We start from the raw sequence: 20,790 nt of genomic DNA on the forward strand, positions 1-20,790 counted from the left end.
AGTGATGACGATGCCCTACGCCAAGGTCAACGGCCTGGAGATGTACTACGAGATCCATGGCGCCGCCCACGGCGACGACCGCCCGCTGGTGCTGCTGCACGGCGGTGCCACCACCATCGGGCTGTCCTTCGACGCCGTGCTGCCCGCTCTGTCCGCCGACCGTCAGGTCATCGCCCCCGAGTTCCAGGGGCACGGCCACACCGCTGACACGGATCGCGACCTCACCGTCCCGCACCTCGCCTCCGACGTCGTCGCCCTGCTGGACGAGCTCGGCGTCCCCCAGGCGGACTTCCTCGGCTACAGCCTCGGCGGGCTGACCGCGCTGGAGATCGCGGTACGGCATCCGGACCGGGTCGGCCGTCTGGTGCTGGTCTCCGCCCCGTACACCCAGGACGGCATGCGGGACGAGATCCGCGCCCCTGACTACACCTCGCCGCTGCTACCCACGCAGGCCGACTTCCAGGACATGGCCGCCGGGTACGCCGCCGTCGCCCCGCACCCCGAGCACTTCGAGACCTTCCTCGGCAAGGTCTCGGCGGCGGCCCACGCCCCGCTGCCCTGGGCCGCGGACGACCTGCGCGGCCTGACCTCACCGGTGCTTCTGCTCATCGGCGACTCCGACTTCGTACGCGTCGAACACGCGGCCGAGATGCAGTCGCTGATCCCCGACGCCCGGCTGGCCGTCCTGCCCGGCACCACCCACATGACCGTCCTGCGGCGGACGCCCGTGGTGCTGCCGCTGCTGACGGAGTTCCTCGGCGGCCAGGCGACGGTGTAGCCCGCTCCACCGCGGTACGGGTGGTCGCTCCCTCGTGACGAGGCCCGTGCGACGGAATCGTGGTCGGCACAGATCCAGCGCATGTGCCTTCCAGGAGGGGACCGTTTCCATGGCAACAGCCAACCGGGCAGCCAACCACCGCCGCCGTATCACCGTCATCGCCACCACTGCGGCCGCCGTCGCCCTGACCGCCGGGCTGGTGACGGGGTGCGAGGGCGACGACGACGCGCTCGACTGTCTCGGCAACGCCGACACGATCTCCGACAGCCTCAAGGCGATCCACGACGGCGACTCCATCGACACCGTCGAGAAGAACCTCGCCGCCCTCGACGACGCGACGGACGACGGCAAGGTCGACACGGCCGCCAAGGACCTGAGGAAGGCGCTGGAGGACTACAACGAGGCCGTCCTGAACGGCGACACCGACCCGGACAGCAGCCGGATCGACGCCGCCGCGAAGGAACTGAGGGACGTCTGCACTCCCTAGACAGGAAGCAGGAGCTGGAACAGAAGGAGCCCCCGCCTGAGCGGGGGCTCCTTCTGTATGTCCGTACGTACGTCGCTCAGCCGGAGCCGACGAACAGCACCAGCAGCAGCCACACCACCGGCGCGGTCGGCAGCAGCGAGTCCAGTCGGTCCATGATGCCGCCATGCCCCGGCAGCAGCGTGCCCATGTCCTTGATGCCCAGGTCGCGCTTGATCATCGACTCGCCGAGGTCACCGAGCGTCGCGCTCGCCGCCACCGCGAGGCCCAGCAGCAGACCCTGCCACCAGGTGCCGTCGTCGATCAGGAAGTGCATGCACAGCGCGCCCGCCACCATCGCGAACGACACCGCTCCGAGCAGGCCCTCACGGGTCTTGCCGGGGCTGATGCGTGGCGCGAGCTTGTGCTTGCCGAAGCGCCAGCCGACGGCGTAGGCCCCGGTGTCGCTGACGACGGTGAGGAGCAGGAACGTCAGCACCCGCTGCGCGCCGTCGTCGGCGGTGAGCATCATCGCGACGAACGTGGCCAGGAACGGGACGTAGAAGGCCGCGAAGACGCCCGCGGTGACGTCCTTGAGGTAGCCCTCGGGCGGTTCCGTCATCCGCCAGACCAGCACCGCGAGCGCGGTGAGCGCCATCGCCACCCACGCGCCCTCGGCCTCCCGGACGTACCCGGCGACGACCATGGCCGCACCGCCGACCGCCAGCGGCACGAGCGGCGCCCTGATGCCCTTGCGCTCCTCGAGACGCGAGGTCAGTTCCCACAGCCCGACGACCACGGCGACCGCTATCACGCCGATGAAGACGGCCTTGACGACGAAGAGCGAGGCGACGATCACCGCACCGAGCCCGACCCCGACGCCTATGGCCGCGCCCAGGTCACGCCCCGCGCTCTTCTTCTGCGGCGCGGAAGCCGGCTGGGGGGCGTCGGGCATGGGCTCCGGATTCTGCGTCTGCGGCGCCGCCGCTCGGGGCTGCGCCGACATGGTCTCGTCGCGGAACGGCTCGTTCCGAAACGTGTCGTCCCGGAACGTCTCGTCCCGGAACAGGGGGCCACTCAGCCGAGCGGCCCCCGGGTCGTCATCCTGGTCTCCGCCATACGCGGGTACGTCGGGCACGATGGGCATGGGGCGAGTGTGCTGCGCCTCAGGCGCATCGTACGCGGGACCCGCCGGGGCAGCCCCCTGGACAGGCCCCTGGTCGGTGGGCCCCCAGTACCCGGCGTGCGGCGCGGCCCCCGGCGGAGAGCCCCAGGAAGAGTCGTTCATCAGACTTCGAGAAGCTCCGCTTCCTTGTGCTTGAGGAGCTCGTCCACCTGGGCGACGTACTTGTGCGTCGCGTCGTCGAGCTCCTTCTCCGCACGGCGGCCCTCGTCCTCGCCGACCTCGCCGTCCTTGACGAGCTTGTCGATCGCGTCCTTGGCCTTGCGGCGGACCGAGCGGATGGACACGCGGGAGTCCTCCGCCTTGCCCTTGGCGACCTTGATGTAGTCGCGGCGACGCTCCTCGGTGAGCTCGGGGAACACCACTCGGATGATGTTGCCGTCGTTGCTCGGATTGACGCCCAGGTCGGAGTCGCGGATCGCCTGCTCGATGTTGCGCAGCGCGCTCTTGTCGAACGGGGTCACGACCGCCATGCGCGGCTCCGGCACGGAGAACGAAGCCAGCTGGTTGATCGGCGTCGGCGCGCCGTAGTAGTCGGCCACGATCTTGTTGAACATCGCCGGGTGCGCACGGCCGGTGCGGATCGCGGCGAAGTCCTCCTTGGCGACCACGACGGCCTTCTCCATCTTCTCCTCGGCCTCGAGGAGGGTCTCTTCGATCACCACTTGCTCCTGCGTGTCTTGAAGTAGGCCCGGCTGCGGTTCCATGTGCGTGGGGCGGCGGCCGGCTGCGTCGCGTCTTCTTCCTGCACGGTTCCCGACCGGCAGGACATTGTCCATCCCCCGGTCAGGGACCGGGTCCAACTGGGGTCAGTCCCGGCTGTCCTGGTCACCGACAAGCGAGCCGATCTTCTCACCCTTGACGGCGCGCGCGATATTGCCCTCCGTCAGTAGCTCGAAGACGAGGATCGGAAGCTTGTTGTCGCGGCACAGCGTGATGGCGGTGGCGTCGGCGACCTTGAGGTCGCGGGTGATGACCTCGCCGTAGCCGAGGGAGTCGAACTTGACCGCGTCGGGGTTTTTCTTCGGGTCGGAGTCGTAGACCCCGTCCACGCCGTTCTTGCCCATGAGAAGCGCCTCGGCGTCGATCTCCAGGGCGCGCTGGGCGGCGGTGGTGTCGGTGGAGAAGTACGGCATACCCATACCGGCACCGAAGATGACCACGCGGCCCTTCTCCAGGTGGCGCACGGCGCGCAGCGGGATGTACGGCTCGGCGACCTGGCCCATGGTGATGGCGGTCTGCACGCGGGAGTCGATGCCCTCCTTCTCCAGGAAGTCCTGGAGGGCGAGGCAGTTCATCACGGTGCCGAGCATGCCCATGTAGTCGGAGCGGGCGCGGTCCATGCCGCGCTGCTGGAGTTCGGCGCCGCGGAAGAAGTTGCCGCCGCCGATGACGACCGCGATCTCCGCACCGTCGCGCACGACGGCCGCGATCTCGCGGGCGATCTTGTGCACCACGTCCGGGTCCACGCCCAGGCCCCCGCCGCCGGAGAAGGCCTCTCCGGACAGCTTCAGCAGAAACCGGCCGCTCACTTTGCCGTCGTCGCTCTTCTGGGCCTTGGTGGTCATCGGATTCTCCTCATGGTGCACATACGAAGAAGGCCATTGCCGATGGGAACTGGTTCGCATCCCATGCGCGGCAATGGCCTCCTCGTCAGATCTGCTGTCGTCCGCCACGCGCGTGCGTGGCGGCGTACCGGACGACTGCCTACGACCCTATCGGGGTCCGGCGTCGTACGCGGTACGGACTCAGATGCCGACCTTGATACGCGTGAAGCGCTTCAGGGTGACACCGGCCTCGTCCAGAACCTTCTGGACGGACTTCTTGTTGTCCAGCGCGTAGGGCTGGCCGAGCAGGGTGGCGTCCTTGAAGAAGCCGTTGACGCGACCCTCGACGATCTTCGGCAGGGCGGCCTCGGGCTTGCCCTCGGCGCGGGTGGTCTCCTCGGCGACGCGGCGCTCGGACTCGACGACGTCGGCCGGCACGTCCTCCTTGGAGAGCCACTTCGGCGCGAAGGCGGCGATGTGCTGGGCGATGCCCTTGGCCAGGTCGGCGTCGGCCTTGTCCAGCTCGACCAGGACACCGATCTGCGGGGGCAGGTCGGGCATGGTGCGGTGCATGTAGGAGAAGACGAAGCCGTCGGCGAACTGCGCGAAGCGGTCCAGGACGATCTTCTCGCCGAGGTTGGCGTTGGCCTCGTCCACGAACGCCTGGACGGTCTTGCCGGCCTCGATCTCGGAGGCGAGCAGGGCGTCGAGGTCGGCCGGGGAGGTGGCGGCGACGTGCTCGGCGATCTGCTGGGCGACGGCCTGGAACTTGTCACCCTTGGCGACGAAGTCCGTCTCGCACTTCAGCTCGACCAGGACACCGGAGGTGTTGTCGTCGGCGATGAGGGAGACCACTGCGCCGTTCTCGGCGGAGCGGCCCTCGCGCTTGGCGACGCCCTTCTGGCCCTTGATGCGGAGCGCCTCGACGGCCTTGTCGACGTTGCCCTCGGCCTCGTCCAGCGCCTTCTTGCAGTCCATCATGCCGGCGCCGGTGAGCTCACGGAGCTTCTTGACGTCGGCGGCGGTGTAGTTCGCCATGATTCCTGGAATCTCTCTCGAAGTCTGAAGATCTACGGGCCGACGGCGGGGGCTGGTGGGCCCCCGCCGTCAGATGACCCGAAGGGGTGAGGGGGTCAGGCCTGCTCGGCCTCGGCGGCCGGAGCCTCGGCAGCGGCCGGAGCCTCAGCCTCGGCAGCGGGGGCCTCAGCGGCGGGCGCCTCGGCCTCAGCGGCGGCGGGAGCCTCAGCCTCGGCGGCGGGAGCCTCGGCGGCCGGGGCCTCCTCGGCCTTCTTCTCGCCCTCGAGCAGGTCGCGCTCCCACGCGGCGAGCGGCTCGCCCGCGCCCTTGTCACCCTTGTCGCCGGTGGCGACGCGCGAGCGGCTGATGAGGCCCTCGGCGACGGCGTCGGCGATCACGCGGGTGAGCAGGGTGACGGAGCGGATCGCGTCGTCGTTGCCCGGGATCTTGTAGTCGACCTCGTCGGGGTCGCAGTTGGTGTCGAGGATGGCGACGACCGGGATGTTGAGCTTCCGGGCCTCACCGACCGCGATGTGCTCCTTCTTGGTGTCCACGATCCAGACGGCGCTGGGCACCTTGGACATCTCGCGGATACCACCGAGGGTCTTCTCCAGCTTGGCCTTCTCGCGCGAGAGCACGAGAAGCTCCTTCTTGGTCAGACCGGACGCGGCGACGTCCTCGAAGTCGATCTGCTCGAGCTCCTTGAGGCGCTGCAGACGCTTGTAGACGGTGGAGAAGTTGGTGAGCATGCCGCCCAGCCAGCGCTGGTTCACGAAGGGCATGCCGACGCGGGTCGCCTGCTCGGCGATCGCCTCCTGCGCCTGCTTCTTCGTGCCGACGAACATGACCGTGCCGCCGTGGGCGACGGTCTCCTTGACGAACTCGTAGGCGCGGTCGATGTACGACAGCGACTGGAGCAGGTCGATGATGTAGATGCCGTTGCGCTCCGTGAAGATGAAGCGCTTCATCTTCGGGTTCCAACGACGGGTCTGGTGACCGAAGTGGACGCCGCTTTCCAGCAGCTCCCGCATCGTGACGACGGCCATGGCCGTTCTCCTTGGTTTCTCGGTTATGTCCTGACGCCCGGCACGCGCCGTGCCACGTACACATGTGCGTACGGGACCGAAAGGCGCTGACATCGATGGCCACGAGAGCCCGATGCCGGGGCGTGCGAAGTCGACCCGGTGACCCGGATCGCCAGAAGAAGTGTACGGGACCCGCGGGGCACCGGGTGACGCCGCTGTCCACAACCGGGGCACGGTCCACAGGTCCCGGCCATGATCAGAGCTGCTCAGGCACGGTTCGAGGCATGCGACGCCTGCACAGCGCACTGCTGCCCGCACTCCTGATCCCACTCCTGACGCCCCCGGCCCCGACCGTCCCGCCCCCGCCTGCCGCCCCTTCGGCCCCGCCCATCGCCCATGCCTGGCCGGTAGGCGTACGTCCACCCGTCCTACGCACCTGGGAACCTCCACCCACGCCCTACGCCCGAGGCCACCGGGGCGTCGACCTGGCAGCGCCCCCGGGCACGCCGGTACGAGCGGTCGCAGCCGGCCGCGTCACCTTCGCGGGCCGGGTGGCCGGAAAAGGCGTGCTCTCGATCGCCCTCACGGGCACGGACCTGCGCACGACGTATGAACCGGTACGGGCGACGGTGAAGAAGGGCGAGGAGGTGACGCCGGGACAGACGGTGGGCACGGTGGAGCCGACGGGCTCCCACTGCACGACGCCATGCGTCCACTGGGGCCTACGCAGGGCGGACGCCTACCTGAACCCACTGTCCCTACTACCACCGTGGCTACTACGCAGGGGCCCATCAAGGTTGCTACCGGTTCTGGACGTACCGCTCCCCACATAGCTGCGGGCAGTCGTGCCGCAGGGGCGGCCCGGTACTGGAGACATCCCCTCTGCCTTGACTGCGGCAGTCGTGCCGCAGGGGCAGCCCGGTACTGCACATCCCCTTGCCCTGACTGCGGGCAGTCGTGCCGCAGGGGCAGCCCGGTACTGCACATCCCCTTGCCCTGACGGCGGGCAGTCGTGCCGCTGAGGCGTCCCGGTACTGAACACCCTCTGCCTTGACTGCGGGCAGTCGTGCCGCAGGGCGGCACGGGTGGGCGCAGGCGGCACCCCGCAAGCGCGGGCAAGCGAAACGCCCCCGCGGCAACCCCCGCCGACCTCAGCCGCGAACGGCCACCGCAACCCCGCCGAACCTCAGCCCCGCACACCCCGCAGAGCCATCGCCACCGCGGCCTCAGTGATCGCCGCAGGATCCTCCGCCGCCCCCAGCTCGATCCTCCGCACAGCCGCGTCCACAACCCCCTGCAACAACATCGCCGCCAGCCGGGGCTCCGTATGCCCCATCTCCCCCAGCGCCTCGCCGATCATCGCGACCAGCCCCCCGTGCGCGGCCCGGATCTTCTCCCGGGCCCCCGCATCGAGCTCACTCGCGGAAATGGCGACGACAGCCCGGTGCCGCCGGTCCCCGACCAGCGCCAACTGCGACCGCACATACGCCTCGACCTTGGCCTCGGCCCCTTCCGCCGAGCCCATCGCCGCGGCGACCTCCGCGGCCCAGACCGGGAAGTCGACCTCGCACAGCTCCTCGACGACCGCGGCCCGCGACCGGAAGTACTCGTAGACCGACGACCGCGCCAACCCCGTCCGCTCGGCGAGAGCCGGAAACGTCAGCGCCTCCGTCCCGCCCTCGGACAGCAACGAACGAGCCGCGTCCAGCAGGGCGGCTCGCTGCATCGACCGGTGCTCGGCCACGGAGGCCGCTCGAATCCTTGGCACGTCCACCACTTTACGGACGCGCCGCCCCGGACGGGAGTCACTCGACCCCACCTCGGTCCATCCAGCCAGGTCAACGACCGAAGCTGGCCAGTTTCGCCCGCAATTGCAGCACCGACTTGGTATGGATCTGGCTGACCCGGCTCTCGGTCACACCCAGCACGTTCCCGATCTCCGCGAGGGTCAGCCCCTCGTAGTAGTAGAGCGTGACCACGGTCTTCTCCCGCTCGGGCAGCGTGTTGATCGCCCGCGCCAGGAACCTCCGCAGCTCCCGGTCCTCGGCCACCTCCACCGGATTGTCGGCGGCGGTGTCCTCCAGCGTGTCCATCAGACTCAGCCGGTCCCCACCCTCACCCCCGACATGCAGCAGCTCCTCCAGCGCCACCACGTTCGCCAGCGACAACTGGCTGAAGACCGCGTGGAGTTCGTCGACGGCGATCCCCATCTCGGTCGCCACCTCACCCTCGCTCGGCGTCCGCCGCAGCCGCGCCTCCAGCGTCGCGTACGCCCGCTCGACGTTGCGCGCCTTCTGCCGCACCGACCGCGGGATCCAGTCCAGCGCCCGCAGTTCGTCGATCATCGCGCCCCGGATCCGGGTGATCGCGTACGTCTCGAACTTGATCTCCCGGTCGATGTCGAACTTCTCGATCGCGTCGATGAGCCCGAAGACACCCGAGGACACGAAGTCGGCCTGCTCGACATTGGGCGGCAGACCGACGCTCACCCGTCCCGCCACGTACTTCACCAGCGGTGAGTAGTGCAGGATCAGCTGCTCCCGCAGTCGCTCGTCCGCCGTCGCCTTGTACGACCGCCACAGCTCGTCGAGCGTCGAGGGAGCGGGCGGCCGCACGCTGCCACCGTCGCGGGCGGCTGGGGGGACCGCCGCCCGGTCGGACCCGGAGGTGTGCTGGGGCATTCGTCGCCTTGTGCCGTTCTGCCGTGAAGTGGGGATGGCTGGGTGAGCTGTCGGTCTGATGCTGATCTGAAAGCTCTGATGCTGATCTGGAGTCTCTGAGGTGGATCTGGAGTCTCTGATGTGGATCTGTGGTCGAGTTGCCGTTCCGTGCCGGAATCCCCGTGAGCGTAGCGTGACTGGAGTGTCGCGGTGTGCGAAGGACGAGGCCCCGGCCGTGCGCAGATACGTTCCTCTTGCCGTCCCGCAGGGTCACGCCGACAACTCAGCGTGACCGCGCTCCACCCTCAACTGCGGGAATTCCCAAGGCTGTAGGGGTTCCCCCGGACGGCCGAACACGCTCGGTCAACTCGGACTCCGACCACCACGGACGGAGATCACTGCCTGGCGTGTCAACTTCCAGCCGTCGCCGTGTCGTTCGACGTAACCAAGTGATCGGAGCTCGTACAGTCTCGCGACCGCCTCGTCCTGCGTCGTCTGCGCTCCCCGCCCGACCTCGGCCGCGGTCGCCGCACGGCGTGACGGCAGCGCGTCGAGGACTCTTCGGGCGCCGGGTTCCAGCAGGTCACGGGGCAGCACCGGCCCTCTCCGCTCCGGCGCGAGCTCCCCCATCTCACCGACCACCTCGACGACTTCCTCGGCGTCGGTGACGAGTTCGGCGTCGCCGCGCAGCAACTCGTGGACGCCGGCGGAGAGGGCGCTGGTCGCCGGGCCGGGCACGCCCATGGTGTGCCGCCCGAGCCGTTGCGCCGCACGCGCGGTGACCAGCGAGCCGCTCCGATACGCCGCTTCGACGACCACGGTCCCTCTGGTCAGGGCGGCGATGACGCGGTTGCGCAGCACGAACCTGCTCGGCGTCGGATGGTCTCCCGGCGGCAACTCCCCCACCACCAGCCCCTGTTCGGCGATCCTGGTGATCAACTCGGTGTGTCCGCGCGGATAGGGCCGATCGACCCCGCAGGCCAGCACGGCGACCGTGGCGCCCCCGGCGCCGAGCGCTCCGCGATGCGCGGCCCCGTCGACGCCGTAGGCGCCGCCGGACACGACGACCCACCCGCGCTCGGCGAGGCCCGCGGCGAGGTCGGCCGCCATATGGGCGCCGTACTCGGTGCACGCCCGAGCGCCGACCACGGCGACCGACCGCAACGCCCACATCCGCAGACTGGGCCGCCCCCGGACCCACAGCCCGAGCGGCCTCGTATCCCCCAGGTCGTCCAGCTGCCCGGGCCACTCGCCGTCGCCCGGACACACGAACCGCACGCCGGCCTCAGCGGCGACCGCGAGATCCCCCCGGGGCTCGGCCCGGGCCGCCCGAGCGACCAGCCCGGCCCACCGCTTGCCGCTCACCCCGGGCAACACCTCCCGCCCGCCCCGCAACCGCCGGACCACCTCCCCCACCCCGAACTCCCGCACCCACCGCCCGGCAAGCTCGTCCCCGGGCTCGATGACTCGGCTGAGGAAGACCCGGGCGAGCAGTTCACGGTCCGGATCGTCGCCTCCGTTCACGTCAGCGCCCCGATGGCCATGGGCACGCCCCTGGGGACCCCGGTACGCAGTTGCAGCGCCAGGGCGACGTCGACCGCGTCGGGCCGGTCGTGCCCCACGAGGTCGGCGACCGTCCAGGCGACCCGCAGGACACGGTCGAGCCCTCGGGCCGTCAGCACACCCCGTTCAAGGCTGCGCTCGGCCGCGTCCATCGCCCCCGGAACCGCGTGCCAGCGACTGCGCAGCTCACGGCCCGGTACTTCGCTGTTGGTCCCCCATGGAGTACCGGCGAGGCGTGCCGCCGCGCGTTCTCTGGCGGCCCGCACCCGATCGGCGACCACCGCCGTCGACTCGCCCCGGGCGTCACGTTGGGCCAGCTGCGCCCGCGTGACGCGGTCCACCTCGACCCGCAGGTCGACCCGGTCGAGGAGCGGGCCGGAGAGCCGGGCCTGGTACCGGCGGATCACCGAGGGCGGGCATTCGCAGAAGTCGTCGGTCTGGGAGAAGCGCCCACAGGGGCACGGGTTGGCCGCGAGCACCATGAGGAACTTCGCCGGGAACCGCACCACGCCCGCGCTGCGGGCGATCACCACGTGCCCCGCCTCCAGAGGCTGGCGCAGCGCGTCCAGCGCCTGACTGCTGAACTCGGGGCTCTCGTCCAAAAAGAGCACCCCTCGATGAGAGAGCGACACCGCCCCGGGCCGCGCGATGCCGGGACCACCGCCCACGAGCGCCTGCATGGTGGCCGAATGGTGCGGAGCGCAGTAAGGAGCGACGTCGATCAGGGGCTTGCCCGCAGGCAGGAGCCCGGCCACCGAGTGCACCGCCGTGACCTCGAGCGACTCCTGCCGGGTCAGCCGCGGCAGCACCGCGGGCAGTCGTTCCGCGAGCATCGTCTTGCCGGCGCCCGGCGGCCCCTCCAGGAAGAGGTGATGACCGCCGGCGGCGGCGACCTCCACCGCCGTGCGTGCCGAGAGCTGGCCCACGACGTCGGCGAGGTCATGGCCTTGGTCCTGCTGCGCGGCGCCCAGGCTGTGCATACCGGTGGCCGCGCCCGTGCCCGGCATCCGCAGCCCGGCGAGCAGGGGGTCGGGGCGGCCCTCCTCCGCCGGCTCCTCGTCCGGGACGGGCTCGTCCGCCAGCACGGCGATCAGCTGGCGCAGACTGCGGATGCCCAGGACCGAGACGCCGGGCACCAACGAGGCTTCGGCGGCGGCGCACTCCGGCACCACCACCTGCTCGTACCCCGCGTCCGCGGCCGCGATCACCGCCGGCAGGATGCCCCGTACCGGCCGCACCCGCCCGTCCAGCCCCAGCTCCCCGATCATCACGATGTCCGCCAGCACCCGCGGATCGATCCGCTCGGCCGCGCCCAGTACCGCCGCCGCGATCGCGAGATCGAACCCGCTGCCGCTCTTCGGCACCGACGCCGGACTCAGCCCCACCGTGAGCTTCTTCGCCGGCCACGCGGCGCCCGAGTTGACCACCGCGGCCCGCACCCGGTCCTTGCTCTCGGTCAGGCTCTTGTCCGGCAGCCCCACCAGCGTGAACGCCGCGACCCCGGGCTCCAGGTCGGCCTGGACCTCCACCACCACGCCCTCGACGCCCACCAGCGCCACCGAGCACGTACGCGCGAACGCCATCTCAGGCCACCCCTCGCGCATGCTCGACGACGGGTGCGCCGCGCTCCGGCAGGAGGACGCCGACCAGGTCGATGCGGACGCCGCCCGGCGGCGCCCCTCCGTGGGCATGGATCCAGCATTCGGCGAGGCCGCGCAGCCGCTCCGCCTTCTCAGGGGTCACCGCGGCCATCGGATGCTCGAAAGCACCCGCCGCACTCGTCCGCCGTGTCTTCACCTCGCAGACGACCAGGACTTCTCCGTCCCGCGCCACGATGTCGATCTCACCGGTCCTGCCACAGCGCCAGTTGCGCTCCAGGACGGTCATGCCGGCCTCCGCCAGCCGCCTCGCTGCCAGCGTCTCGCCGTACTTGCCGAGTGCACTTCGTGCGTTCATGTCGGCACCACCTCCGGCGCCAACAGTCACGCAGAACAGCCACCCTTGTTGATCTTGGTGGACTACTCGGCGACTGTGGAAAACTCAGCCACCCACACGAGCGGCCCCACTACCGCCGCCCTCAGCCGCCCGGCAGCTCCAGGTCGCTCTTGTTGAGCTCCTCGATGTTCACGTCCTTGAACGTGAGCACCCGGACCTGCTTCACGAACCGAGCCGGTCGGTACATGTCCCAGACCCAGGCATCGGCCATCGAGACCTCGAAGAACACCTCGCCCTGGACCGAGTGCACCTGCATCTCGTAGTCATTGGTGAGATAGAAACGCCGCTCGGTCTCGATCACGTACTTGAACAGACCGACGACATCGCGGTACTCCCGATAGAGCTTCAGCTCCATCTCGGTCTCGTACTTCTCGAGGTCCTCGGCGCTCATGGCATGTTCCCCTTCAGCCGTGCGATCCCCCCATTGTGCGCCAGTCCCGTCAGCCCCTAGACGATTTCGGTGTCGAGGGTCACGGGCCCGGCCGGGGGACCTTCGTCGAGCAGCCTGCGGAGCAGCTCGGCGAGTCTGGTCGGATACACCGTCTCATGTGCTCGGGTCAGTTCCTGACAGGTCCACCAGCGCGCTCCGGCGACGCTGCGCCGTTCCAGATCGGTGAGCGCCGTCGCCGCCGTCGCCGTCTGGGTCGTCCGGGCCAGGAAGTACCACTCGTCCTGGTCCCAGCGGCGCCCCGCGAAGGGGAAGGAGCACATCCGCCGCCACAGCACCGGACCGAGCTCGACCTCGGTGATCCCGGTCTCCTCGACGAGTTCCCGCAGAGCGGCCTCTTCACGAGTCTCGTCGCCCTCGACTCCGCCGCCGGGCGTGAACCACCAGTCGTCGCTCGGATCGTCCGGCTCATGGCCGTGCAGGAGCAGGATGCGGTCGTCGGGGTCGAGCAGCACCACCCTGGCGACCTTGCGCAGTCCGCCCTCGTAGGTGTCCGCCGCGGCCTCAGCGCGCACCCACGGGCTCCGTCCGGGCAGAGGTGCCGCGACGCTTGCCGAGCCGTTTGGCGATCGGACCGTAGGCCCCGCCGCCGAGCACCAGCACCGCGCCACCGATGATCAGGGCGGTGATCGTCCGCAGCGGACCGGGCGAGGACAGCGCACCGAGTTCCTTGAAGCCGCTCGGCTCCTTCAGCATGCCGTCCATGGGCCAGACCACCGCGTCGACGCGGGCGGTCACGGCACTGACCGCGACCGTGCCGCTGGCCGCGTCCGTGAGGTGCGCGGAGGAGTCGAGGGAGCCCTGCCGCTCGTCACCGAGCAGGAACAGCCGGCCCTCGGGGACGGTCACCTCGGGGATGTTCTTCCACTCGGCCAGGCTGTCCTTGGGCAGATACGGTTCCTCGATCTGCTTGCCGTTGACGGTCAGCTTGCCCTTCGTGCAGCAGGAGACGGTGTCCCCGCCGACCGCGACCACGCGCTTGACCACCGGGGCGTTGGTCACCCAGCTCTTGTCGGTGAAGACGACGACGTCACCCCTGCGGATGTCACCGGCGTCGATGCGCTGCGCGAGCACCCGGTCACCGGCGTCGATGGTGGGCGCCATCGAGCTGGTGGGCACGGTGTACGGCCGGTAGACCACCGCTCCCCAGGCGAACCCGCCCAGGAACAGCACCAGGCCCAGCGCGACGGCCAGCCCGGACAGTCGCTGTCCGGTCCGGCTGCCCACCGGGCCCGTGTTGGTGCCACCGCTGCGCGGGGCCGTACGTGTCGTGCTCTCGCCACCCATGGGTCCGCACCCTACCCGGCGGTACCGGAAGCGGTCAGCCCCCTTTCGGAGACCGAGGTCACGGCCTCCGTAAAGGTTTCACAAGGTCAACCGCGGGGGCGGTCAGCGGGTCTCGACCGGGGCGGTCTTCCGCCGCCGCCACAGCACCACCGGCACCGCGCCCGCGAGCGCCAGCCCCTGCGGGGCCACGGTCAGTGCGGTGGACGCCGAGGACTGGGTGTTCAGGCCGTCCTGGTCGAAGGTGTCGGGGACCGGCAGGGTGCCCCAGCGGTTGATCGGCCAGGCCTTCACGACGGCGCGCCCGACGACGTCGTCGACCGGGACCATGCCGTGGTGCTTGTCGGTCTGGTTGTACCGGGAGTCGCGCGAGTTCTGGCGGTGGTCGCCCATGACCCAGATGTAGCCCTTGGGGACCTTCACGGTGAACTGGCCGCCCTGGTCGTCCTGGCTGCACGGGGTGTTGCCCGCGTAGACGTAGTCCGCCTCGTTCAGCGCCTTGCCGTTGACCTTCAGCGGGCCGGTGCCCTTGCAGGACACGGTGTCGCCGCCGACGCCGATGACGCGCTTGATGAGGTCCTTCTCCTCGGCGGACGGCATCAGACCGATCCAACTGAGGAACGTCTGGATGGCGTTGGGGTCGGTCGTCGGCTCGCCCGCCAGCCAGTTGTCGGGGTCGTGGAAGACGACGACCTCACCGCGCTCGGGCTCGGAGCCGAACCAGGGCGTCAGCTTGTCGACGAGGACCCGGTCACCCTGCTGGAGGGTGTTCTGCATCGAGTCGGACGGGATCGAGAACGCCTGGACCAGGAAGGTCTTGATCAGCAGCGCCAGGACGAGCGCGATACCGATCAGGATGGGCAGTTCCTTCCAGAAGGAACGCTGCTTCTTCGGCGCGGGCTTGGACTCGTCCTGACCCTGGTCCGTTCTGGTGCCGTCCCCATCTCCGCCGGAGCCATCGCTCGAGGTCACGACGCTGTCCACGGCCGGGTCGGCCGCGTCCACGGGGCGTCCGCGGTGCTCCTCGCCGTCGTGTCCGGACCGTGCGCCAACCGCCACATCCCCCACGCCAACTCCTTACTCTGTGCCGCCGCCTGCCCCATGCACGGCGCAGGCCCACCACTCCCATAACGAGCGGGAGTTCCGCAGGGGTCGGGAGTTGGACAGGTCCATTCGGATCGTCGGAGGCAACCCTATGCGACAGCGGGGGAGCAGCGGTCGACCCGGTCGCCGAGTCGGTCACGGAAGCGTAGGTTTTCGGCTCCTTCAAGGTGTTCCAGTGGCCCAGGGGCCAGGCGATGACCATCGCCCGTCCCACCACCGAGTCCTCGGAGACGGTACCGCCGTAGTCGGTGTCCTGATGTACGCGGGAGTCCGCGGAGTTGGCCCGGTGGTCGCCCATCACCCACAACCGCCCCTGGGGGACGGTGATGTCGAACTCCTGCGAGGAGGGAGCGTTGCCGGGATAGAGGTAGTCGCCCTCGGTGAGCGGCACGCCGTTGACGGTCACCCGCCCTTGTGTGTCGCAGCACTTGACGCGGTCGCCGCCCACGCCGACGACCCGCTTGATGAGGTCCTTCTCGTTGTCGGACGGCAGCAGGCCGATGAAGGTGAGCCCTTCCTTGATCTGCTTGACGACGACGGGGTCCTCCTTCTTCGTCGTCGTCTGCTCGTCCTTGAGCCAGCCGCCCGGGTCCTTGAAGACGACGACGTCCCCGCGCTGCGGCTTGGAGCCGAACCACGGGGTGAACTTGTCGACCAGGACGCGGTCGCCGATCTGGATCGTCTGCTCCATGGAGCCGGACGGGATCACGAAGGCCTGCACGAGGAAGGTCTTCAGCACCAGGGCTATGAGCACGGCGACACCGACGAGAAGCGGTATCTCCTTGACGGCGGAGCGCCTGCGGCGCCGCTTGACCTTGCGCTGGAGCTTGCGGCGCTCCGCGCGCGAGCGCCCGCCGGCGGGGCTGGCGGCGCGCCGGACGCCGGTGGGCAGAAGGTTGTCGGCGGCGTCACCGGACACCCCGCGCGGTTTGCCGCGGTTACCCATGCGCACCGTCCTCGGCGGGCACACGCGCGTAGGCGTCGGAAGGCCGCAGCCGGGTCCAGTGGGCGGTCGGCCATACGATCCAGTCGGCGCGGCCGATCACCTCGCCGACCGGGATCATGCCGCCGCCGGGCGAACCCAGGTGGTCGCGGGAGTCGCTGGAGTGACTGCGGTGGTCACCGAGGACGAAGAGAGTGCCGTCGGGCACGACGACGTCGAAGGGAACCGCCGAAGGGCTGTCACCGGGGTACAGGAACGTCGACTCGTCGACCGACCGGCCGTTCACCTCGATCCTCCCCTTCTTGTCGCAGCAGACCACGTGGTCTCCCCCCACCCCCACAACGCGCTTGATGTAGTCCGCGTCCCCGAAATACCCGGATCCGTCGAACACGACCACATCCCCGCGCCGCGGCTCGGCACCGAAACGGTACGCCAACTTGTTTACGAGAACGCGGTCCCCGATCCTCAATCCGTTTTCCATGGATCCGCTGGGAATCTGGAAGGGTTGAGCCACGAAAGCGTTGAGAAGCAGCAAAAACAGCAGGCAGAACAGCACACTCAGGGTGATCCGGCCACCGGGTAGCCACTCGGTGATCCGCGCCACCAACGCGAAACGCGACCGCCCCTCCTGACCCTCTGTGTCCGAGGTCTCCTCGGAGTCGGAAGGGCGGGAGGAGCGGTCGCGCTCCGTCTGCTGTGCTTCGGTGTCCATCGGAGCCAGATGTTATCCGGCCCCGATAAGAACACCCGCGCGAGCTCAGCTGTCGCGCTTCTCCTTGATCTTCGCGGCCTTACCGCGCAGCTCGCGCAGGTAGTACAGCTTGGCGCGACGCACGTCACCGCGGGTGACGAGCTCGATCTTCTCGACGATCGGGGTGTGCACCGGGAAGGTGCGCTCGACGCCGACGGAGAAGGAGACCTTGCGGACCGTGAAGGTCTCGCGGACACCGGCGCCCTGGCGACGGATGACTACGCCCTTGAACTGCTGCACACGGGAGCGGTTGCCCTCGATGACGCGGACGTGGACGTTGACGGTGTCACCCGGGCGGAAGGCCGGGATGTCGCTGCGCAGCGACGCGCTGTCGACGGAGTCGAGCAGGTGAGACATTTCGTCTGCTTTCTTCGCCCATGCCACAGGTCATAAGCGGGAGATAGGTGTTTCATGAGGAGCTGTCCGTGTCGGGGCGGGCGTCGTGTCCCCCTGTGGCAGGGGCGCACGCCGGACGACGCACAACAGCGACCTATTGTTCCACGCCGTCGACCCGTCGCCAAAATCGGCCGTACGGCTCCCCCGCCGGGTCGGGCGCCCAGCCCAGGATGGAGAGCATCTCGCGGTCCTTCTTGTCGAAGGCCTTGGGCTCGCAGCGCTCGATGAGGTCGGGTCGGTGGGCGGTGGTCCGCTTGAGTGCCTCGTCGCGCCGCCAGCGGGCGATCCTGCCGTGGTGGCCGCTGAGCAGCGTCTCCGGGATCTCCCGGCCGCGCCAGGCGGGCGGCTTGGTGTAGACGGGGCCTTCGAGGAGGTTCGCCATGGCGCCGGGCGCGAAGGAGTCGTCCCGGTGCGACTCGGCGTTGCCGAGCACACCGGGCAGCAGCCGTGCCACGGCCTCGGTGACGACCAGGACGGCCGCCTCGCCGCCGGCGAGGACGTAGTCGCCGATGGAGACCTCGTAGACCGGCATCCGGGTCGCGTACTCGTCGATGACCCTGCGGTCGATGCCCTCGTAGCGGGCAGGCGTGAAGACCAGCCAGGGCCGCTCGGAGAGCTCGACGGCGAGTTCCTGGGTGAAGGGGCGTCCGCTGGGCGTCGGGACGATGAGAGCGGGCGCGTGGGAGCCGGTCTCGTAACCGTCGGCCAAAATCGTGTCCAGCGCGTCTCCCCACGGCTCGGTCTTCATGACCATGCCGGGGCCACCGCCGTACGGGGTGTCGTCGACGGTGTTGTGGCGGTCGTGGGTCCACTCGCGCAGGTCGTGCACCTGGACGTTGAGCTGCCCACGCGCGCGTGCCTTGCCGACGAGGGAGACGTTCAGGGGTTCGAGGTACTCGGGGAAGATCGTGACGACGTCCAGCCTCATGCGCCGTCTTCCTTCGTGGACGCGATCTCGGCCTGGTCGTCGATCAGCCCGGGCGGCGGATCGATGATCGCCCGCTGCTCCTCCAGGTCGATCTCGGTGACGATCGACTCGACGAACGGGATCATCACCTCGCTGCCGTCGGGCCGCTCGACGATGAAGAGGTCCTGGGAGGGCAGGTGCGAGATCTCGGTGATCCGGCCGACCTCGACACCGTCCTTGGTGACCACGTCCAGGTCCATCAGCTGGTGGTCGTAGTACTCGTCCTCCTCCTCCGGCAGCTCCTCCGGGTCGATCTCGGCGATCAGGAGGGTGTTGCGGAGGGCCTCGGCGCCGGTGCGGTCCTTGACGCCCTCGAAGCGCAGGAGGAGACGGCCGCTGTGGACCCGGCCGGTCTCGATGGTGAGGGGGCCGATGGCGGCGGGGTCCGTGAGCAGTACGGCACCGGGCCCGAGCCGGAGCTCCGGCTCGTCGGTGCGGACCTCGACGGTGACCTCGCCCTTGATGCCATGGGCGCGGCCGATGCGAGCGACTACGAGCTGCACTTTTCGAAGATCTCCTGTCATACGACTGGCGTTGAGGCCATACGACTACGGGCCGGGGACGGCCCTAAGGCCCTCCCCGGCCCGAGCCGGTGCTGCGATTGGCGTCAGCGGACGTGATCCACGTCGACGAGGTCGACGCGGACACCGCGACCGCCGATGGCGCCCACGACGGTGCGCAGAGCGCGTGCGGTGCGGCCGTTGCGACCGATCACCTTGCCGAGGTCGTCGGGGTGGACCCGGACCTCCAGCACGCGTCCGCGGCGCAGGTTGCGGGACGCGACCTGCACATCGTCAGGGTTGTCGACGATGCCCTTCACGAGGTGCTCGAGAGCCTCCTCGAGCATGCTCAGGCCTCGGTCGACTCGGACTCGGCGGCAGCCTCGTCCTTCTTCTCAGCCTTCTTCTTCTGGGTGATGGCCTCACCCTTGCCCTCGTCGTCGCCGCCAAGGGCCTCGAACGACGGGCGCGCGGCCTTGGGAGCGGCCACGAGCAGCGGAGCCGGGGCGGGCTCGCCCTTGAACTTCTGCCAGTCGCCGGTCTTCTTCAGAATGGCGAGCACGGGCTCGGTCGGCTGCGCGCCGACACCCAGCCAGTAGGCGACGCGGTCGGCGTCGACCTCGATGCGCGACGGGTTCTGCACCGGGTGGTACAGGCCGATCTCCTCGATCGCACGGCCGTCACGGCGGGTGCGGGAGTCGGCGACGACGATGCGGTAGTGAGGCGAACGGATCTTGCCCAGACGCTTCAGCTTGATCTTGACTGCCACGGGAGTGGACTCTCCTGTTTTTGACGTGGTTGGGCACGGCGAGAGAGCCGCGTGGGGTTGCGGTACCCGAGTGCCCGATGGACGCGTCAGCCGGAGGAGAGAGGGGTCCTGTGCGACTGTCGAGTACAGCTAGCCATTGTGCCACACCCCGCGGGTCACCTCGGACCGAGGCTGTCGTGGGGCATGCCTGACGGGCACCCGGCGCATCGGGTGCCCGTCAGACGTGCCCCACGACACCGGTCCCGGCACCCACGAGACGCCGGCACCGCGCGTGGCTACGCCGCGCCGACGACCTCCGGGATGCGGAACGGCTTCCCGCAGCCGCCGCACACGATCGGCGCCTGTGCCAGCACCGACGGGACGACCCGTACGTTGCGGCCGCAGTCGCAGACCGCCTTCACCCGCACCCCGCCCCCGGAGGAGCCGTGCCGGGCGGCGGGGCCGCGGAAGGTGCGGGAGGTGTCGGCGGAGGTGGCTGCCGTGTGCGCCTTCAGGGCGCGCTGGAGGCGTTCGATCGTCGGCCGGTAGCGGCGCTTCGCCTCAGGGTTGAGGGTGACCAGCGAGAATCCGCTGCTCGGGTGCGGTTCCTCGGGGTGGTCCAGGCCCAGCTCCTCGGCGATCGCGAGGAATCTGCGGTTGTGGTAGCGGCCGGCGCGGGAGGTGTCACGGACGCCGCGGGCTGCGGCGATCCCATGGACTGCCTCATGGAGCAGTCGCTCGAAGGAGAGTTCGTGTCCGCACGCGGACGACGACTCCCCGATCAGGGACTCTGGCGCGGCGAGGTCGGGCAGCTCGGGGTGGTACCGCTGAATGTCGGCCCACGCCTGTGCCAGCTCGGCGGCGAGAACAGGTGGTGTCTGTGTCGTGCTCACGTAATGACAACGAGCGTGAGGGCCCGTGTGTTCCTATTCCGGGCCATCCCAAATAATTTGCACGTACCCGTCAGTTGCCGCTGATGCGTCCTGACGAGGGCGGGTGCGCTGATCTGCGGAGAAGCCTCACAGCTCATACCAAGGCGGTACGTAGTCCGATATACGCACCACCGCGTAGACGGTGTCCGCGCGTCGGGGCGAGTGAGGTCCGCGGATGCGCAAGAGGCGTTTCGGTCGCTCTCCCACCGGAAGGACGCCACCTCAGTAAGCGCACGCGACCACCGCGACGTTACCCGGCGCCGAGTCGCCGTCCGGCACCGGCCCGTCCATGACGGGATCGTACGGGCCCAGGTTGCCGGCATGTGAAATCTCGCCACTCGCGCGGTCAACCCACAAGCGAGGCCCTACGACCCCTGGACGCCGGGACGGACCCGGAGTTTGCTGGCATACGGAAAGACATACGGGGGAAAGTGCGAGCGCACGTCACGGGGGCTACGGAAACGGGCACAGGGGCAACTCTCGGCG

24 protein-coding genes and 1 pseudogene are annotated in these 20,790 nt (G+C 69.6%); 3 read left to right on the forward strand and 22 right to left on the reverse strand.

All coding sequences use genetic code 11. The features are described 5' to 3' along the window. Window positions 1-4 precede the first annotated feature (4 nt). Both OG885_RS13670 and OG885_RS13675 read left to right on the forward strand, forming a co-directional pair. Window positions 5-778: an alpha/beta fold hydrolase gene (locus OG885_RS13670; RefSeq protein ID WP_405730739.1), complete on the forward strand. Its 774-nt coding sequence runs from the start codon at window positions 5-7 to the stop codon at window positions 776-778. 109 nt (window positions 779-887) lie between these two features. Next, a complete protein-coding gene (locus OG885_RS13675; RefSeq protein ID WP_405730741.1) occupies window positions 888-1,265 on the forward strand; it encodes a hypothetical protein in 378 nt (125 codons plus the stop codon). Between the two features lie 76 nt (window positions 1,266-1,341). Here the strand turns inward: OG885_RS13675 and OG885_RS13680 are convergent, their stop codons facing one another. The 5 genes from OG885_RS13680 to rpsB form a co-directional block, all read right to left on the reverse strand. Further along, window positions 1,342-2,529, reverse strand: coding sequence for a phosphatidate cytidylyltransferase (locus tag OG885_RS13680; RefSeq protein WP_405730743.1), 1,188 nt, complete (start codon window positions 2,527-2,529; stop codon window positions 1,342-1,344). Then, window positions 2,529-3,086, reverse strand: coding sequence for a ribosome recycling factor (gene frr, locus OG885_RS13685; protein WP_041821334.1), 558 nt, complete (start codon window positions 3,084-3,086; stop codon window positions 2,529-2,531). Before frr ends, OG885_RS13680 begins: the two co-directional genes overlap by 1 nt. A gap of 147 nt (window positions 3,087-3,233) precedes the next feature. Beyond that, window positions 3,234-3,992, reverse strand: a complete 759-nt coding sequence (gene pyrH / locus OG885_RS13690; RefSeq protein WP_399965954.1) for a UMP kinase — start codon at window positions 3,990-3,992, stop codon at window positions 3,234-3,236. Between the two features lie 180 nt (window positions 3,993-4,172). Next, entirely contained in the window at window positions 4,173-5,009 is an 837-nt protein-coding gene (gene tsf, locus OG885_RS13695) for a translation elongation factor Ts (RefSeq protein ID WP_405730746.1), read from the reverse strand. Window positions 5,010-5,104: 95 nt separating this feature from the next. After that, window positions 5,105-6,034: a 30S ribosomal protein S2 gene (rpsB, locus tag OG885_RS13700; protein WP_405730748.1), complete on the reverse strand. Its 930-nt coding sequence runs from the start codon at window positions 6,032-6,034 to the stop codon at window positions 5,105-5,107. 263 nt (window positions 6,035-6,297) lie between these two features. Here rpsB and OG885_RS13705 point away from each other — a divergent pair, with 263 nt between their 5' ends. Next, window positions 6,298-6,846 carry a M23 family metallopeptidase gene (locus OG885_RS13705; protein WP_405730750.1) on the forward strand — a complete coding sequence of 183 codons (549 nt, stop codon included), beginning with the start codon at window positions 6,298-6,300 and terminating at the stop codon, window positions 6,844-6,846. 353 nt (window positions 6,847-7,199) lie between these two features. Here the strand turns inward: OG885_RS13705 and OG885_RS13710 are convergent, their stop codons facing one another. From OG885_RS13710 to OG885_RS13790, 17 genes and pseudogenes are all read right to left on the reverse strand, one after another. Next, a complete protein-coding gene (locus OG885_RS13710) occupies window positions 7,200-7,757 on the reverse strand; it encodes a TetR/AcrR family transcriptional regulator (protein ID WP_405742725.1) in 558 nt (185 codons plus the stop codon). Between the two features lie 94 nt (window positions 7,758-7,851). Beyond that, complete coding sequence (gene whiG / locus OG885_RS13715) at window positions 7,852-8,694, reverse strand: RNA polymerase sigma factor WhiG (protein ID WP_329334218.1); 843 nt, start codon at window positions 8,692-8,694, stop codon at window positions 7,852-7,854. A gap of 342 nt (window positions 8,695-9,036) precedes the next feature. Beyond that, the gene (gene dprA / locus OG885_RS13720; protein ID WP_405730753.1) at window positions 9,037-10,197 is read right to left on the reverse strand and encodes a DNA-processing protein DprA; all 1,161 of its coding nucleotides are present in this window, start codon (window positions 10,195-10,197) and stop codon (window positions 9,037-9,039) included. Then, on the reverse strand, window positions 10,194-11,819 hold the full coding sequence (locus OG885_RS13725; protein ID WP_405730755.1) for a YifB family Mg chelatase-like AAA ATPase: 1,626 nt from the start codon (window positions 11,817-11,819) through the stop codon (window positions 10,194-10,196). Before OG885_RS13725 ends, dprA begins: the two co-directional genes overlap by 4 nt. Window position 11,820: 1 nt before the next feature. Beyond that, window positions 11,821-12,192, reverse strand: coding sequence for a YraN family protein (locus OG885_RS13730; protein ID WP_399965948.1), 372 nt, complete (start codon window positions 12,190-12,192; stop codon window positions 11,821-11,823). 121 nt (window positions 12,193-12,313) lie between these two features. Then, window positions 12,314-12,622, reverse strand: a complete 309-nt coding sequence (locus OG885_RS13735; RefSeq protein ID WP_003965949.1) for a DUF2469 domain-containing protein — start codon at window positions 12,620-12,622, stop codon at window positions 12,314-12,316. Between the two features lie 56 nt (window positions 12,623-12,678). After that, window positions 12,679-13,194, reverse strand: a complete 516-nt coding sequence (locus OG885_RS13740) for an NUDIX hydrolase (RefSeq protein WP_329334225.1) — start codon at window positions 13,192-13,194, stop codon at window positions 12,679-12,681. Further along, entirely contained in the window at window positions 13,184-13,966 is a 783-nt protein-coding gene (lepB, locus tag OG885_RS13745) for a signal peptidase I (RefSeq protein WP_405730757.1), read from the reverse strand. The genes OG885_RS13740 and lepB (OG885_RS13745) overlap by 11 nt, the downstream gene beginning before the upstream one ends. 102 nt (window positions 13,967-14,068) lie before the next feature. Then, the gene (lepB, locus tag OG885_RS13750; protein ID WP_405730759.1) at window positions 14,069-15,031 is read right to left on the reverse strand and encodes a signal peptidase I; all 963 of its coding nucleotides are present in this window, start codon (window positions 15,029-15,031) and stop codon (window positions 14,069-14,071) included. Beyond that, window positions 14,928-16,013, reverse strand: a pseudogene (gene lepB / locus OG885_RS13755) (signal peptidase I); the annotation flags it as partial. The pseudogene lepB (OG885_RS13755) and the gene lepB (OG885_RS13750), both read right to left, overlap by 104 nt. Continuing rightward, complete coding sequence (lepB, locus tag OG885_RS13760; protein ID WP_405730761.1) at window positions 16,006-16,722, reverse strand: signal peptidase I; 717 nt, start codon at window positions 16,720-16,722, stop codon at window positions 16,006-16,008. The pseudogene lepB (OG885_RS13755) and the gene lepB (OG885_RS13760), both read right to left, overlap by 8 nt. 45 nt (window positions 16,723-16,767) lie before the next feature. Further along, complete coding sequence (rplS, locus tag OG885_RS13765; RefSeq protein ID WP_059198033.1) at window positions 16,768-17,118, reverse strand: 50S ribosomal protein L19; 351 nt, start codon at window positions 17,116-17,118, stop codon at window positions 16,768-16,770. A gap of 133 nt (window positions 17,119-17,251) precedes the next feature. Further along, window positions 17,252-18,085: a tRNA (guanosine(37)-N1)-methyltransferase TrmD gene (gene trmD, locus OG885_RS13770; protein ID WP_405730763.1), complete on the reverse strand. Its 834-nt coding sequence runs from the start codon at window positions 18,083-18,085 to the stop codon at window positions 17,252-17,254. Then, entirely contained in the window at window positions 18,082-18,627 is a 546-nt protein-coding gene (rimM, locus tag OG885_RS13775; RefSeq protein WP_405730765.1) for a ribosome maturation factor RimM, read from the reverse strand. The genes trmD and rimM overlap by 4 nt, the downstream gene beginning before the upstream one ends. Before the next feature lie 104 nt (window positions 18,628-18,731). After that, entirely contained in the window at window positions 18,732-18,971 is a 240-nt protein-coding gene (locus OG885_RS13780; RefSeq protein ID WP_003973401.1) for an RNA-binding protein, read from the reverse strand. A 2-nt stretch (window positions 18,972-18,973) separates the two neighbouring features. Continuing rightward, window positions 18,974-19,393, reverse strand: a complete 420-nt coding sequence (gene rpsP, locus OG885_RS13785) for a 30S ribosomal protein S16 (RefSeq protein WP_399965939.1) — start codon at window positions 19,391-19,393, stop codon at window positions 18,974-18,976. Between the two features lie 275 nt (window positions 19,394-19,668). Beyond that, complete coding sequence (locus tag OG885_RS13790) at window positions 19,669-20,265, reverse strand: hypothetical protein (protein WP_003997568.1); 597 nt, start codon at window positions 20,263-20,265, stop codon at window positions 19,669-19,671. Window positions 20,266-20,790: the final 525 nt, after the last annotated feature.

It is taken from the genome of Streptomyces sp. NBC_00028, assembly GCF_045041065.1.
Lineage (GTDB): Bacteria > Actinomycetota > Actinomycetes > Streptomycetales > Streptomycetaceae > Streptomyces.

Coding starts and splice junctions, on each gene's coding strand:
- OG885_RS13670 (WP_405730739.1), top strand. CDS start 5: ATGACGATGCCCTACGCCAAGGTCAACGGCCTGGAGATGTACTACGAG.
- OG885_RS13675 (WP_405730741.1), top strand. CDS start 888: ATGGCAACAGCCAACCGGGCAGCCAACCACCGCCGCCGTATCACCGTC.
- OG885_RS13680 (WP_405730743.1), bottom strand. CDS start 2,529: ATGAACGACTCTTCCTGGGGCTCTCCGCCGGGGGCCGCGCCGCACGCC.
- pyrH (WP_399965954.1), bottom strand. CDS start 3,992: ATGACCACCAAGGCCCAGAAGAGCGACGACGGCAAAGTGAGCGGCCGG.
- tsf (WP_405730746.1), bottom strand. CDS start 5,009: ATGGCGAACTACACCGCCGCCGACGTCAAGAAGCTCCGTGAGCTCACC.
- rpsB (WP_405730748.1), bottom strand. CDS start 6,034: ATGGCCGTCGTCACGATGCGGGAGCTGCTGGAAAGCGGCGTCCACTTC.
- OG885_RS13705 (WP_405730750.1), top strand. CDS start 6,298: ATGCGACGCCTGCACAGCGCACTGCTGCCCGCACTCCTGATCCCACTC.
- whiG (WP_329334218.1), bottom strand. CDS start 8,694: ATGCCCCAGCACACCTCCGGGTCCGACCGGGCGGCGGTCCCCCCAGCC.
- OG885_RS13725 (WP_405730755.1), bottom strand. CDS start 11,819: ATGGCGTTCGCGCGTACGTGCTCGGTGGCGCTGGTGGGCGTCGAGGGC.
- OG885_RS13730 (WP_399965948.1), bottom strand. CDS start 12,192: ATGAACGCACGAAGTGCACTCGGCAAGTACGGCGAGACGCTGGCAGCG.
- OG885_RS13735 (WP_003965949.1), bottom strand. CDS start 12,622: ATGAGCGCCGAGGACCTCGAGAAGTACGAGACCGAGATGGAGCTGAAG.
- lepB (WP_405730757.1), bottom strand. CDS start 13,966: ATGGGTGGCGAGAGCACGACACGTACGGCCCCGCGCAGCGGTGGCACC.
- lepB (WP_405730761.1), bottom strand. CDS start 16,722: ATGGACACCGAAGCACAGCAGACGGAGCGCGACCGCTCCTCCCGCCCT.
- rplS (WP_059198033.1), bottom strand. CDS start 17,118: ATGTCTCACCTGCTCGACTCCGTCGACAGCGCGTCGCTGCGCAGCGAC.
- trmD (WP_405730763.1), bottom strand. CDS start 18,085: ATGAGGCTGGACGTCGTCACGATCTTCCCCGAGTACCTCGAACCCCTG.
- OG885_RS13780 (WP_003973401.1), bottom strand. CDS start 18,971: ATGCTCGAGGAGGCTCTCGAGCACCTCGTGAAGGGCATCGTCGACAAC.